9 protein-coding genes and 4 pseudogenes are annotated in these 13,953 nt (G+C 36.3%); 12 read left to right on the forward strand and 1 reads right to left on the reverse strand.

Annotated features, from left to right (window positions below; translation table 11 throughout):
- Nucleotides 1-166: 166 nt before the first annotated feature.
- From BUE08_RS10930 to BUE08_RS04355, 11 genes and pseudogenes are all read left to right on the forward strand, one after another.
- Nucleotides 167-289, forward strand: a pseudogene (locus BUE08_RS10930) (hypothetical protein); the annotation flags it as partial.
- A gap of 747 nt (nt 290-1,036) precedes the next feature.
- The gene (locus BUE08_RS04305) at nt 1,037-1,930 is read left to right on the forward strand and encodes a radical SAM protein (RefSeq protein ID WP_286680414.1); all 894 of its coding nucleotides are present in this window, start codon (nt 1,037-1,039) and stop codon (nt 1,928-1,930) included.
- An 88-nt stretch (nt 1,931-2,018) separates the two neighbouring features.
- Nucleotides 2,019-3,365 carry an SEC-C domain-containing protein gene (locus tag BUE08_RS04310; RefSeq protein ID WP_286680415.1) on the forward strand — a complete coding sequence of 449 codons (1,347 nt, stop codon included), beginning with the start codon at nt 2,019-2,021 and terminating at the stop codon, nt 3,363-3,365.
- 57 nt (nt 3,366-3,422) lie between these two features.
- The gene (locus BUE08_RS04315) at nt 3,423-3,929 is read left to right on the forward strand and encodes a type 1 glutamine amidotransferase domain-containing protein (RefSeq protein WP_353682083.1); all 507 of its coding nucleotides are present in this window, start codon (nt 3,423-3,425) and stop codon (nt 3,927-3,929) included.
- Between the two features lie 63 nt (nt 3,930-3,992).
- Nucleotides 3,993-4,343 (forward strand): annotated as a pseudogene (locus BUE08_RS04320) (nickel-dependent lactate racemase); the annotation flags it as partial.
- Nucleotides 4,344-4,580: 237 nt separating this feature from the next.
- Complete coding sequence (locus tag BUE08_RS04325; protein ID WP_286680418.1) at nt 4,581-6,704, forward strand: BglG family transcription antiterminator; 2,124 nt, start codon at nt 4,581-4,583, stop codon at nt 6,702-6,704.
- Between the two features lie 73 nt (nt 6,705-6,777).
- The gene (gene deoC, locus BUE08_RS04330; protein WP_286680419.1) at nt 6,778-7,464 is read left to right on the forward strand and encodes a deoxyribose-phosphate aldolase; all 687 of its coding nucleotides are present in this window, start codon (nt 6,778-6,780) and stop codon (nt 7,462-7,464) included.
- Nucleotides 7,457-8,131 (forward strand): deoxyribose-phosphate aldolase, encoded by a 675-nt coding sequence (gene deoC / locus BUE08_RS04335; protein ID WP_286680420.1) that lies wholly within the window; start codon nt 7,457-7,459, stop codon nt 8,129-8,131. The genes deoC (BUE08_RS04330) and deoC (BUE08_RS04335) overlap by 8 nt, the downstream gene beginning before the upstream one ends.
- Nucleotides 8,132-8,679: 548 nt before the next feature.
- Nucleotides 8,680-8,979, forward strand: coding sequence for a hypothetical protein (locus tag BUE08_RS04340; RefSeq protein WP_286680421.1), 300 nt, complete (start codon nt 8,680-8,682; stop codon nt 8,977-8,979).
- Between the two features lie 1,158 nt (nt 8,980-10,137).
- Nucleotides 10,138-10,847 (forward strand): annotated as a pseudogene (locus BUE08_RS10990) (transposase).
- Between the two features lie 413 nt (nt 10,848-11,260).
- Nucleotides 11,261-11,563, forward strand: a complete 303-nt coding sequence (locus tag BUE08_RS04355) for a PTS sugar transporter subunit IIB (RefSeq protein WP_286680423.1) — start codon at nt 11,261-11,263, stop codon at nt 11,561-11,563.
- A gap of 92 nt (nt 11,564-11,655) precedes the next feature.
- Here BUE08_RS04355 and BUE08_RS10935 read toward each other — a convergent pair.
- Nucleotides 11,656-12,629: pseudogene (locus BUE08_RS10935) on the reverse strand (IS110 family transposase).
- A gap of 346 nt (nt 12,630-12,975) precedes the next feature.
- On the opposite strand from BUE08_RS10935, the gene BUE08_RS04360 reads away from it, so the two are divergent.
- Nucleotides 12,976-13,746 (forward strand): SDR family NAD(P)-dependent oxidoreductase, encoded by a 771-nt coding sequence (locus tag BUE08_RS04360; protein WP_213996873.1) that lies wholly within the window; start codon nt 12,976-12,978, stop codon nt 13,744-13,746.
- The last annotated feature ends 207 nt before the right edge of the window (nt 13,747-13,953 follow it).

Consider the following 13,953-nt stretch of genomic DNA (forward strand, 5'->3'; position numbering starts at 1 on the left):
CGAAGTAACGTGTAAACTTTGGAACCGCCGTATACCGAACGGTATGTACGGTGGTGTGGGAGGTCGGCTACTCAATTAATGATTAGCCTCCTACCCGATATTATTTAAAAAAGTTGTTGGAATGACGCCTTCGGAATTTCAAGATAAATGATAAGAAAATAGTTGGTGGATTTCTGCAAGATTATCCGGAACAGAACCGCTTCTGAGAATTGTAAGTGAAATGCCATCAAAAAAAGAAGCTGGTGAGTTGTGCGATATCTATCAAGAATTTCTAGGAATATGCAGCTAGACAGTCTTCTAGTCGAAAAAGCCAAAAAAGTTATTTTTTAAAACCACTTGACTGATAATGATTTTCATACTATAATTTAGTTGAGATTGAAAATCATTATCAGTGGAGGTGACAACATATGTTGTTCAGATACCTTTTCGAAGATAAAGTTGCAAAAGAAAAGACTGCAAAAGCTAAAAAAGATATAAATAGGATGCTTAAAGAATTCTATGAGGATTAATAGAAACAGAGCAAAAATCTTATTGCTGCATGTTGCGGCAATATTTTTTTGTACAAAATTGTGCTTTATAGTAAAATAAACATAAAAATAATTAAATTTCATTATGCTTGTAAATAATGCGATGATTCATATATAATTTATATTAAAGATAGGAGAGAGTAGGAGTCTATGAAAGTTTCAGAAATAGTAGCAAAAATATTAAAAAATGAGGAAATAGCATATGTAATATGTATTCGAAGAACCGGGGGAAAACAACAACTTTCATAGATTCTCTTGGGAAAGAGGGTATTTAGACAGAGCCCCTGTGATTGCTATTACAAGCAATATGGCCACTAATCTTTATGAAGTTTTAATACATCAGCACTTAGATTTAGTTAGATTAAACGAATAGAATTTATTGAAGATAACTAATAAAGCAGCTTGCTCTCAAAACGAGTATTTCATATAATAGTCAAGAAGCCGATATCAATAGTACCTAATCTAATTTGGCAGATAAATTACTTTAGTATTAAGAGGTGTGCTGCCTGATGATAAAAAACATATTAGAAGAATGCAAACTATGTCCGTTTTGCTGTGGTGTTGATAGAACGAGGAGACAAAAAGGGGCATGCAAGGCGCCGGAAAACGCAGTGGTATCAAAGTATTTTGCACATAAATGGGAGGAACCCTGCATCAGCGGAGAAAATGGTTCAGGCACTGTCTTTTTCACGCACTGCAACTTAAAATGCGTATTTTGCCAGAATTTTAAAATAAGCCAAGAGGGAGCAGGCAGAGAAGTTTCTATAACGGATTTAGCCGAGATATTCTTAGAATTGCAACAAAAAGGGGTTAACAATATAAATCTTGTGACTCCCACTATTTATTCTGTTCAAATAATAGAAGCGTTAAAGCTTGCAAAAGAAAAAGGCCTTGCATTGCCTATAGTGTGGAATTCCAACGCCTATGAAAGAGCCGAAACGTTAAAGATGCTCACGGGCTGGGTAGATGTGTACCTTCCGGACCTAAAATATTTTAGCGATGATTTGGCTTTGAAATATTCCGCGGCACCCGGTTATTTTGATATCGCAACTCAAGCGATTCTTGAAATGTTTTCTCAGGTGGGGGAACCTGTTTTTGATGAAAATGGCATTATAAAAAAAGGTCTTGTTATAAGACATTTAGTTTTGCCTGGGCATGTGGAAGATTCAAAAAAAGTGCTTCAATGGATATCTGCCAATCTTCCAAAAGGGGTTTATATAAGTATTATGTCTCAATATACACCATATTATAAAGCCAAAAATTATCCTGAAATAAATAAAATCCTCTCTAAAAAAGAATACGATGAAGTAATAGATTATTTTTTTAAGCTCGGACTTAAAAATGGTTATATCCAAGAAGAAGGAGCTGCTTCTGATGAATACGTTCCAGATTTTGACGAGTAATTAAAATTAAAAGTAGACGGTGGACAAATTTACATGATAGAATAATATGAACGAACAAATATTTTTGAAATGATATGGAGGTTTCTAAATGCCTAACGTATTTGATATAAAAAGAAATGATGAATGTATTTGCGGTAGTGGCAAAAAGTACAAAAAATGCTGTCTTCCAAGGATTGAGAAAATCGAAACAGAGCTAATAAAAGAGTTAGGGAAAGATTTTGATATCAATCAATATGGAAAAGACTTTATACATGCGATAAGTGTCATGTTTGGCCTTAAAATGCAAGAAGATGCAGAGGAAGTCGATACTAAAAGAATTACAAAAATTATCTCTGAGCTTTGGGAAGAAAACGATCTTGATTTGGATAGTATACAAAAATCAATAGAAGATGTATTTGAACTTGTCAGCAGTAAAGAAGAGCTAAAGCTTTTCCGAATACCGGCAAAAGTTTTGATGGAAAGTGATACCGATAATTTTGACGATCTATTTGATGAGGTGCTTGAAGACCTGTCTATAGATGAATATCTTCTTAAACTGGCATCCATAATCCGTACTAGTTTTTTTACTGATGATGAACTAAAGACTATTTTTAACTGGATAAATTTTGGACTTGTAGATCCATGGCAAACCGCCTTTTTTGATGTTCTTTTTCAGATAAGCCTTAAGGAAATGGGAGAGGCTGTTGAGAAATTTCATCAAATCGCAGAAAGTGAATCTGAAGATTCTTCTGAAGACCCTTTTTTACAACTGAAACCATTATTTGAGGAATATCCGATTTTTGAAGAATTTGTCGGTATAAAAGCATTTTACAATTTCGAAAGTGACTTAGACTATTTGCTGGATAATGAAGTGGAATTTAAATTTCCATTCTACGTAATTTACACCTTATTTCTAAAGTTTTTATCAGCAATAAATGAGGTGGCAGAAGAAGATTTATCTTATTTAAAATTATACTGCCCCGACTTGATATTAGTTGCCGCAGATGCCGTGCTGCAGGAAGAAGAAGTAATTGGAGAAGTTTATAAGGATATATTAGAGACGTTATCAGATATATTAGAAGAAAACGAAGACAAAAATGAAGAGCTGTGTTATGCGATTGTAAGCATTACGTCCTTCTTTTTTATGTCGCTATGGACTCATGTTATTGCAATCCAAAAAATTCTCGCTCTATCGATGCAGAAATATTTTATGAAATTGCCGAGGACTGTCGATGACAGTCAACTTGTATTAGAGTCTGCAAAACAACTTGTAAATCGTGAGTTTTTAAATAACTATATTTCATACCTTAATTCAAAAGGTTTAGAAAAAGAAGCATCTATTTTGCAAAAAACTTACGAAGAAGCAACTAGCCAAGATATTATTAAAGAAATAGATATAGAAGAAATAATAGATATAATAACAGATGAGGATATGACTTTTGAGATAGAGCTTTAGCAAATTTTGTCAGTTGATGCTCAATATTTAAATTATATTGTACAGGGGGTGATTAAAATTAAAAAGGTAGCTGTCCTTATAGAAAATTTTTTTGATGAGAAGGAATTGATATACCCTTATTACCGACTTAAAGAAGCTGGTTATGAAGTGCATTTAGTCGGTTCGGAAAAAGATAAGGCGTATACGAGCAAAAGCGGTTTTACTGAAAAAAGCACCCATTCTTCTAAGGAAGTAAATGCAAAGGATTATGATGCTGTTGTAATACCCGGAGGATATTCCCCCGATCATATGCGCAGGAACAAAGATACACTGAATTTTGTAAGGGAAATGGATAAACTGGGTAAACCGATAGCTGCTATTTGTCATGGACCATGGATGATGGCTTCTTGCTGCAATCTGAAGGGCAAAAAATTAACCGGGTTTTTCTCGATAAAGGACGATATTGTAAATGCAGGTGCAGAATATATAGACGCAGAAGTAGTTGTAGACGGAAACTTGATAACATCAAGAAATCCTAATGACCTGCCGGCATTTCTTAAAGCAATAATTGAAAAGATCGGATGATAGTTGAGCCAAATCATCCTTATCAAAAACGAAATCGGAACGAAGTTTTGTCACAAAGTGCGGTTACTGCCCATATGTAATGATGGTCATGGCGGAGAGTCTTTTTATAACAACATGAAAAGTGCAAAAAGCTCCAGAGAAGTTTTGGATAGATTAGCAAAGGTGCCTCCGGAAGATACGGCACCTGATCAATGGGAATTTCAAATTTTATCAAGGATTCTTGATAAGCATACTGTCATATTTGTAACAGATATGTGTGATCCTAAAATAATTGAGAACTGCCACATGATTCATGCCTACACAGTAGAAGATGCTATAAAGCAGGCACTTAAACTCAAAGGAAATAATGCAAAAATTACAGTAATTCCAGATGGTGTTTCGGTGGTAGTGGAGAAGGACCAGACCGCTGTATAATTTTATATCTCTTACATTCGAAAATGATAAGCCCGGAAATCCTATATAAAAAATAGCCGATTCCGGGCTTTTATTTTTGTACTCAATTGCTATTATACAAATTTTTAATTTGACAGATGCCGCTTCAGCATTTAGTGTAAGCATAGTATATAATTGCCACAATTGCTTTGAAAGATATTAGACTTTTCATAACAATAAGGCTGATATATAATGCATAACGAAAGGGGTTGTTATAATTTGATAGATGAGCGATGCGCGCAGTTGCTTGGTCAAATTATATCATCAGAAAAACCGATTAAAATTTCAGAGCTTGCTAAAAAGTTCAAAGTATCTTCAAGAACAATTAGATATGATTTAGACAAAATAGATGACTTTTTAAAAGCCAACGATTTGCCGCAATTAATCAGAAAACCTAATTCCGGAATCGAATATGCGCCTACGCCTTCTCAAAAACAAAAAATTATGACATTACTTGAAGGAATTACAAGCTATAACTATGTATTAACTCCTAAAGAGCGGCAGACTATGATACTTACAGAACTTTTTCAGGCAAAAGATTATATAACAATCGATGAAATCGCAGATGTTTTGTCGGTAAGTCGAGGCACTGTTTCAAATGATTTAAAACTAGTAAGAACATGGCTTGCGCATCATAATCTTCAACTGGAATCTGTGCCGCATTTCGGCCTTAAAGTAAAAGGATATGAACAAGACTTAAGAAGAGCCGTGATTTCCCTTTTATCAGAGAACATGGAAGTCGAGAAGGCACTAAACCTTATAAAAACACCAATTCATCGAAGAATAAATATAGTAGCAGATAAGCAAATAAAAAAGTTGTTCCAAGACCTTGATATTTTGCCTATAGAAAAGTCGATACAACTAGCTGAAAAGCAGTTAAAAACAACATTTGCCGATAATGCATATTCCGGCTTGGTAATTCATCTTGCGCTTGCAATAAAGCGTATACAACTTAACAAAAATATAGTAATGCCGGAAGAAGAATTGTCGCGGCTCAAATTTACCAAAGAATTTGCAGTAGCTTCGAGTATGGTTGCATTTTTAGAAGGAAGCTACAATATTAAGATTCCTGATGATGAAATCGGCTACATCACAATACATTTATTAGGCGGAAAAGTTACAGAAGCTGATATATTTTCAAGTAAAGAGTGGTTGCAGCTGCAAATTCTAACAGACGAAATTATTAAAACTATAGGAGAAAAGTTAAATAGAGATTTTTCAATCGATATAGAGCTGCACAACGGTCTTTTAAAACACTTAGAGCCTACTATTTATCGTCTCAGACATAATCTGCCTCTTAAAAATCCAATTTTGCACGAAATTAAACGCAATTATCCGGAAATATTTAAGGCGGTTCAACTGTCTCTAAAACCATTGGAAAACTATATAGGCAAAAAGATTCCTGATGAAGAAGCCGGTTTTATTGCAATTCATATAGGTGCAGCAGTTGAGAGAAACAAAGCTACATGCAGCAATGTATATAACGCAGTTGTAGTTTGCGGAACAGGTGTAGGCACAGCAAAACTTTTGTCTTCCAGAATCAAAAGCCAATTTAGTAACATAAATGTTGTAAACACGATTGCAAGCCGCCAGATAGAAGAAAGCAGCAAAAATAAAAGAATAGATTTAATAATTTCAACAATTCCTACTGGCAGTAAGGATATACCTGAAATCGTAGTAAACCCGCTGCTTCCGGAAAAAGATATAGAAAGAATATACAGACTTTTAACGAAAATTCAACCGACATATTCAAAATATGCAACCAACCAAAACCAATTGGAAGAAATTCTTAAGATTATAGATAAACACTGCATAATAAAAGATCAGCAGGAATTAGTAAGAGAATTATCAAGTTTTTTAAATCTTACAAGTTATAACAGCTCGAAGGGAGTTGCCCAGCCAGTGTTAAAAGATTTATTAACAGAAAAAACAATAGAACTGAATGTCGAAGCAAGCAATTGGGAAGAGGCAATCAGAAAAGGAGGTGAGGTTTTAGTAAGAGAAGGTTTTGCAGAACCCAGGTATGTTGATGCAATGATAAAAAACGTCAAAGAACTTGGTCCCTATATTGTCATCGCTCCCGGTATAGCAATGCCTCACGCCCGTCCGGAAGATGGAGTGAAAAAAGTTTGTATGAGCTTAGTAACATTAAAAGAGCCGGTGGAGTTTGGTAATGCAACTAATGATCCTGTGAGGATAGTGGTATCCTTAGGAGCTGCTGATAATACTAATCACATAAAAGCATTATCAGAGCTTTCAGATTTTCTAGATAGCAAAGAAAATATTGAAAAGCTTTTAACGTGTAATAATATTAAGGAGGTGTTAGAACTAATAAGTATATAAATAATTTATTATAAAGTCGTCTAAATTAGATGTAATGTAAGTAAAATAAAAATAACACATAGGAGGAAAAAATGTGAATATAACTAAGAAAGATGTAGAAAGCATCATTGATGCTTCATTGGGAGCAACTCCTGCACCAACCCTAAACCAAGTAGATAAATTTGTAAAAAAAACACTTAATTATAATTTTGCAGCAACTTTAACCGAACCATTTTTTATTAGATATAATGCGGATACCTTACATGGTAAAGGGAAAAAATTAGTTAGCGTAATTTCTTATCCGCTTGGTGGTATGACGCATGAAGCTAAATTGTACCAAGCACAACAAGCCTTAAAAGATGGTGCGGATGAATTAGACATTTCCATGGACATTAGTGCTTTTAAATCTCACAAATATAATTACGTAAAAGAAGAATTAAAACCTTTTGTTGATATCATGGAAGGCAGGATTTGTAAACTTATTTATTTTGCAAGTCTTTTGTCAGCCGATGAGCAAATTAGGGCATGCGAAATCGCATTAGAGCTTGGCATACCGTTTATGAAGACTAATACAGGCTATGGTTTTGTAACAACACCTGAACAGGTAAAGTTAGTGAAGGATAGATACGGAAATTCTTTAAAGGTAATGGCATCTGGGGGCGTGAGGACAAAAGAAGATGCAATTACTATGATAGAAGCAGGCGCAGATAGAATTGCTACAAGTTCTGCTTTTAATATAGTAGATAGTTTTAATGATGATGGGGGGATAGGCAATGAATAGAACTGAATTAGCACGATATATTGACCAGACAAATTTAAAGCCAGGTATGACCGAAGATTATATTTCTAATTTTTGTAAAGAGGCAAAAGCAAATAGTTTTGCAAGTGTATGCATTTTACCCAACATGGTAAGCTGTGCAGCAGAAATTTTAAAGGGTTCAAACACAAAAGTATGTACCGTAATTAGTTTTCCTCTTGGAATGGATGTACCTAATGTCAAAATAAAAGAAGCCGAAGAAGCAATAAAAATGGGAGCAGAAGAAATTGATCTTGTTATGAATGTTTGTGCTTTTAAATCAGAGATGTATGAAATTGTAGAAGAAGAAATTTCGGGTGTAGTTGGAAAATGCCATGAACAGGATATCATATCTAAATTAATTATTGAAACACCTTTACTTACTGAACAGCAGATTATTAAAGCTTGCGAAATATCAGAAAAATGTTATGTTGATTTTGTAAAAACATCTACAGGTTTTAGCGCAATGCTTCCAAGATCTACATCTATTGAAGATGTAAAACTAATAAAAAAAGTAATTAAACCCACGACAGGATTAAAAGCTGCTGGTGGTATAAAGACGACACAAGAGGCATTAACAATGATTGAAGCAGGTGCTACTAGAATTGGCACAAGCTCAGGAATTGAAATTATTAATGGACTAAAAGATTAAAAAGCACAGAGAAATCTGAAGAAAAATGTAACATTGTTAAAGAGAAAGCAAGAACGATCATATGAATTATTTATTAATAGCCTCTCGGAATAGAAAAGGGGTAATTGCTAAAAACAGATAAAAACAACCGGAAATTATGAAGTTAGGGGCTCAAGAGACTTGTCCCTTCCTTAGTCGCTCTTAAAAAAGGGCATGCCCAAAAAGCCTAACGGCCTCGATTTAAAAAGTAAGTTTTAAGATTAAGTTGATCAGCCTGTGGGAAGATAAGTTGTTTTAGGTTCTTTAGATCTTCTTTTAAATGGACATACCAAACATCCATGTGCTGGTATATCATGATGCCGTAAATACGGATGTACCACATCTTAGTAGAACGGTGCCGGCTGGATTCCAGCCTGTAATCAATCTTCTCTCGTTTATTGGTTCGCTCGACGGTGGTACGCTGTTTATAAACGAGGTTCCTTTTTTAAACCTCTTGGCTTTTTGGAGACAGGGGATTATCCTTACTATAGGTGTGAAACGTTCTTCCGTATTTGGCGGTCGAAGCCGTCATGCTTCATCTTCTTGCCGCAGGAACAAACCTGGATGCCCTCGGAGAAAATCTAAATATTAGCATCGGCTTTAAGGTTCTTCGTGCTACGTGCATTAAGATCAATAAAAGGTTCAATATGCTGATGGAGCAGGAGGTCATAGATGGGCCGGGTCATGGACGACATCAAGCAGGATCTTGTATATCATGCCCAAGGAAACGCTGCGAAAACTCAACCAAACTGACGACAAAGCTTACAGCATCGTGTCGGGAAGCAGGGTGCAGACGTAGATACAACGGTAAGTCATATAGACTTGGTTGAGGCAGGCGGTATCCGCTAAAATATCGTCCCTGTGCGCTGCCCTAGTCAACATTGCAGTCGGGTTGTCAATAAATACGGGGATGGTTGTACTTTACAAGGCCTTGGGCATAACAATCACAAGTTGATTTGTTGCGGGGACAGACTGAGGTGGTAACAGGAGTGCCGTCACCGGCGACGCCGAGCGAACCCATATCTTCGAGCAAACCAAACCTTGCCGAAGCCGCTAGGAATTGAGACTTGAAGAAGAGGAACAAGTGATTCGTAGGCAAATCCCTTTACTTAGTCAAATGGCGCACCATCCATTCGACTAAGCTTTTAACGGCCAGGAATAGTGGCGGGAGCTTTTTTACCCTTCTTGCCCTTCTTGGGTTTACGTTTACGCTTACGTTTTTTCTTTCTGGGTTTGAAATTGTCACCGCTGGTAGCCCAAAGACGATCAAAGAAATCATAAAATGTACTAACGCCGGGAACATCACCAGGTACAAAACCGCTGAGAATGGCATAAAGGGGAACACGGTACAGCTCATCTACCCAAGCGGTAATACCGATATTCCTCTTGGTCAGTAAAAAGAGCAAAACGGCCGAAACATGGAGGCAGAATCGCGGGGAGCGGGGCCTCTGAGGCCGTAACCAGCTTGTAATAACGTAGTTATGCTAGACAGACACGTCCGTGATCCACAGTTTGGCGATAAGGGCCAGTCCTTATCGCCAAGGACCAGCAGTCCGCCGGTAAAATGTTCTCGCAGTTGGTTGATGACAAACTCTTAGTAAGTTTCATGCGGGATAATAACAGGTTTCAAAACAAGTATCCTACTTGCCGTTAGTAAGGGAAATAATTCCTTCCAAATCGATTTTGGGGGGTGTTTTGAAAAGGTCAAGTACTTTTGACATATTTCTCAACAAATTTTAGATGTGAATTTCCAGTTAGATGCTTATCAAAAGGAAATCCCCCTACCGAAAAATAGGAGGAAATCAATAAGGATGGTTCAATTAAAGCTTTGTGCCATCTGATTCGGCGAATGCCGAGAGACTATATTAATTTCAGGAGCATTCCTGTAATGAAATAAAATGACCTTTGAAAAAAGAAGAGCCTTGAAGTAAAATTTGAAATGTGAGTTTACAAAGCCACAAATCAAAATTTACAGGAGGCCCTTCAATATGAAGTATACACAAAACTACAAAATATCGCAAGTAACAGAAACAACATTAATCATCGGAGTTGATATCGCAAAGAAAAAACACTATGCCCGAGCCTTTGATTGGAGAGGCATAGAGTATGGCAAATTAATAGGTTTTAGAACAGACAAAAGAGGATTTAAATAATTCCATGAATGGGCAAAAAAGACCGCCATAGAGGCAGGGAAAGATAAAATTATCGTTGGGATGGAACCCATAGGCCATTACTAGTTCACCTGATACCATACTTTTCCACAGGCATATATGCTGAAATGCGAAAAGCCTATGAGATAAGAGAAACCCAGCTACAAAAAATATGGGCAATTAAAAACCGAAGCCGTTTCAGCCACCCCAAACAAATACAAAAACTTGCAGGGCTTAACCTGCGAGAAAATAGTTCGGGAGAGCATAAAGGGCAAACCACAATCAGTAAACGCGGCAGAAAACGGTTGAGAGCCTTACTGTTTAGGGCAATGCTCCCGTTAGTTGCAAAGAATCAGGAATTCAAACAACTCCATAAATACTATACAACCAGATCTATAAACCCATTAAAAAAGATACAGTCAATCACAGCCTTATGCGGAAAACTCATTAGAATATTTTACGCAGTAATGACAAAAGACATTGAGTATAATCCCGAGAAGATGCTTCAAGATATACACAGGCTTAAAGATGCGACCCAAGCAGCATAAACTATTGCTACAAAAAGATTAAATCATATAGATTCATATCTCAAGATTAGAATTGAACCTTGATAATTGTGAGCCGGATAAGTCAGCAGGAATAATCACCATAAGGGCACAGACCCAGCAAAGGAGCTTGGCTGACGTCCACCTCATGGGCAGGCAGAACGAAGGAATTTAGGCTACGAGCCAGTGAGACATGGGAGGTTTCGCCCCTGAGATAGAGTGGATTCCCTAGTGCCATAATATGGAAGCTAAACACAACCTTAATTATGACTACCTTACAGTTTCCATATATAAACAGAGATGATATATTATTCCAAATTGCCCATGAATGCTCAACTGCTGTCTTAGTGAAATTCTAAGAATGAGTGAGAAATACAAAGAAAATAAAAGATCATAGAGGGAGGGTGAAAGTCAATATGCTGAAAATAGTAACTATTTGCGGATGCGGCATGGGTAGTAGTGTTATTCTAAAAATTAATACTGAGAAGATTTTGAAAGAATTAAAAGTTCCAGCAAAAGTTGAGGTAAGTGACGTAACTACTGGAAAAGGGGCTGCACGAGAGGCTGATTTAATTATTATAGGAAAAGAATTAGCAAATTTAGTGAAAGATATAAATAAACCTGTTATTGTGCTTGACAGCTTTGTAGATAAGAGAGAAATAAGCGAAAAACTAAAGCAATATCTAAAATCAGCTAATATTCTAGAAGAAAAAAGTTGAAAAATATTAAAAATTCACTTAGCAAGATTAGAGGGTATACTAAATAGGCCACCTTTCGCTGGCCAAAAATTTAATATTAAATAAAGTTAAGGTTATTCAATAGCTGACTTAATTCTATAACCTTGGAATTTTGCTAATTGTATAGCTTTCCCACGGTAATCTCACAATTGACAGGAATAATATGAGAGTTTTTGTAAAGTTCAGCATTGTATGGTTCATTTTTCTTCAACATGTTGTATAATGCCGTTAGAAGCATTCTTGCTATTGTAATGATTGCCTTCTTGTGACCACGACGTTTCCTTAAACGGAGGTAGCGGTTATGGATTTCAAGGTGCCTTTCGCTTCTTACCACAGAATTAGCGCATTGCACTAAAAGTTGCTTAATGTAGCATCCGGCTTTGGAAACCCGGACAGATTTTTCTTCCCTGCACTTTCGTTGTTGGCAGGCGTAAGGCCTGCCTAAGAACACAAGTGTTTCGCCGAAGGAAAAGATTCCATATTGACACCGATTTCTGAGATCACAGCAATCGCAGAAAAGATGTTTTTAAAAGATGGAGCGGTTAGGATTAGGCCAAGTTTTACTGATAGGGAACGCTGAGCGCAAGAATTAGTTCTCTTAACTCTGTTTTCCGGGATTCCAAATCCTCAATGGACATAAAGCAGGTTAGCTTGTAACGATAGCGCATAAGGTCACATAGCTGGCATAAAGCTGCCAGCAACGAGATTATACTTAAACAGGCCAGCAATCCATTTAGCATCTTTCTTGTCAGTCTTTTTACCGCGGATAACCTTAACATACTTTAGATGTGATAGAACAATTGAACAGTCTTTTTCCAAGACGTTGTACACTGGAATCCAGTATTTACCCGTGGACTCCATATACACATCCTTGCAATCAGCTTCAAGCAGCCGTTGTAACAATTCTTTCAAACCTTTCGTGTAGGTAGAAAAGCGATGGCCCTTGTAGGTGGTAACAACTTGCTTGTTAGTGGAGCGATGCAGGCTGCAACAAAAGTTTTGTGAACATCAATTTACAGCAGATTTTGTACACGATTTTTAAAGCCATATGGATTCCTTTACGAACTGGATAGTTCATAAAAAATATAGGAGATACGGCATCGATTGAACGCCTAAAATTTAAACGAGATTGTTTAAACAAAGATAAGGTTACGTGCTTGAAGACACACTTATTTGTGCTTGAAAGGAGGACTACACATATAACAATGCGGTCATCTGACAAGTTGGACAGTTCACTTGTCTCCTTGTGATTTGTAGTTTACCGAAGCCCATATGGGCTAATTATAAAACAAATATCGCCTAGAGGCACCTTTTCATTATGTTTTGTGCCTTGAGCGAAGCAAAAGGAATGGAATTAATAATGATAAATTTTAAGGAAGAAAGGAAAAAAACGAATGAATGAATTTAAAGATAAAGTTGTAGTAGTTACTGGTGGAGCTCAGGGAGCAGGAAAGAAAATTGCTACGTGTTTTTATGAAGAAGGTGCAAACGTAAATATCTTAGATATTAAAGAGGAAACAATAAGTAGTTTGGTTAAAGAAATTAAACCTGATAAAAAAAGATTTACTACTTATATAGCTGATGTTAGTAATAGTTTCCAAGTTGATAATGCTATTAAAAATATTGGAAACCTATATGGGAACATAGATATACTAATAAATAATGCAGGGGTCTTACAAAAGTCAACAATTGAAGAATCTACAGATGAACATCTGAATCTAATGATTGGAGTGAATCTACTGGGGCCCGTGTATTGTACGCGTGCAGCAATCCCTTACATGAAGGAAAAAGGTGGCAATATTGTCAATGTATCTTCTATTCTTGCTACTTTTCCTAACACTGGATCAGGGGCATATGGGGCAGCTAAAGCAGGCATCATTGTTTTAACTAGAGTGTGGGCAGCGGAATTAGCGCCTTATCATATTAGAGTAAATGCTTATGCACCTGGCGTAATTAATACCCCAATGGCCGCGGATATAATAGAACACAGAGCAGAATCAAAGCTCCAGCAAATTGCACTCCGCAGATTTGCTGAGCCAAAAGATATCTTTAATGTAGTTAAATTTTATTGTTCAGAACAGGCAAGCTATATAACTGGTCAAACACTAGGCGTAGACGGAGGTATGTGGGTTACTCAAACCCCTACTGCAGCATGGCATAAATAAGAGGAGAGTTATTGTATATTATTTGTCTAAGCTAAAGTTATTCAAATGTGCTCCCAACTTCTAAAAATAAAACTATTGCCAAATAAGCAAGAAAAATAAATTTCTTTATGCTGTTTTATTAGAAAAATAAAATTTACAATTAGTTTTTCAATTGGTTTGGATTTTTTAATTCACATATTAACTTAAAAAATTTGTAAATAAATGCAA

Source organism: Tepidanaerobacter sp. EBM-49, from assembly GCF_001896645.1.
In the GTDB taxonomy this organism is placed as follows: Bacteria; Bacillota; Thermosediminibacteria; order Thermosediminibacterales; family Tepidanaerobacteraceae; genus Tepidanaerobacter; species Tepidanaerobacter syntrophicus.